This window comes from Stutzerimonas nitrititolerans (assembly GCF_003696285.1).
GTDB lineage: Bacteria > Pseudomonadota > Gammaproteobacteria > Pseudomonadales > Pseudomonadaceae > Stutzerimonas > Stutzerimonas nitrititolerans.
Genome location: NZ_RFFL01000053.1, coordinates 1 through 961, shown reverse-complemented (window position 1 = coordinate 961; position 961 = coordinate 1). Strand labels below are relative to the sequence as shown.

The 961-nt window shown below is 32.4% G+C and carries 2 protein-coding genes; both read left to right on the top strand.

What is annotated here, in order from left to right:
• The first annotated feature begins 231 nt into the window (after positions 1-231).
• The gene (locus EA795_RS21690) at positions 232-561 is read left to right on the top strand and encodes a hypothetical protein (protein ID WP_432813946.1); all 330 of its coding nucleotides are present in this window, start codon (positions 232-234) and stop codon (positions 559-561) included.
• On the top strand, positions 509-961 hold a 453-nt coding region (locus EA795_RS21685; protein ID WP_432813945.1), incomplete at its 3' end, for a replication initiation factor domain-containing protein. The genes EA795_RS21690 and EA795_RS21685, both read left to right, overlap by 53 nt.

The window sequence follows — 961 nt, the reverse complement described above, 5'->3', positions numbered from 1 at the left end:
AAAAAAGACTTGATCTGATTAGACCAAGCCTTTTGATAGTGTTATATTAATAAACAAATAAAAAGAAGTCGCTCACCCACCGACCAAAGTTTGTGAACGACAATCCAAAAAGAAAACATGAGTTGTTTTTTATGAATTTGTATATTTAAATACTAAACGATATTTAAATATACATCAAGATAAATATTCGGGTGGGCGACTTCTTAAATTAAATTAAGGAGTCGATTTTTTATGAGTAGAAAAGAGCAAGAAATTCATTCAAAGCAAAGCACATTACAAGAAGTTACAAATTACACCTCAACCGGATACTCTAATAGCCGGTTAGGAGTGCATTCTGTGCACCCACAAAATCCTAAATTAAGTTTTGACGCTATGACAATAGTTGGAAATCTCAGTCGTGACAACGCTCAAAAGCTATCGTCATTTATGAGTATCGAACCACAAATTCGACTTTGGGATATACTACAAACGAAATTTAAAGCTAAAGCANCAAAAGCTATCGTCATTTATGAGTATCGAACCACAAATTCGACTTTGGGATATACTACAAACGAAATTTAAAGCTAAAGCACTGCAGGAAAAAGTTTATATCGAATACGACAAAGTAAAAGCAGATACATGGGATAGACGTAATATGCGTGTTGAATTTAATCCGAATAAACTTACGCATGAAGAAATGCTTTGGTTAAAACAAAACATTATCAACTACATGGAAGATGACGGTTTTACAAGAATAGATTTAGCTTTTGATTTTGAAGATGATTTAAGTAATTATTATGCAATGACTGATAAAGCAGTTAAGAAAACTGTATTTTATGGTCGTGACGGGAAACCAGAAACAAAATATTTTGGCGTTCGTGATAGTGATAGATTTATTAGAATTTATAACAAAAAACAAGAACGTAAAGATAACGCAGATGTCGAAGTTATGTCTGATCACTTATGGCGTGTAGAAATTGAA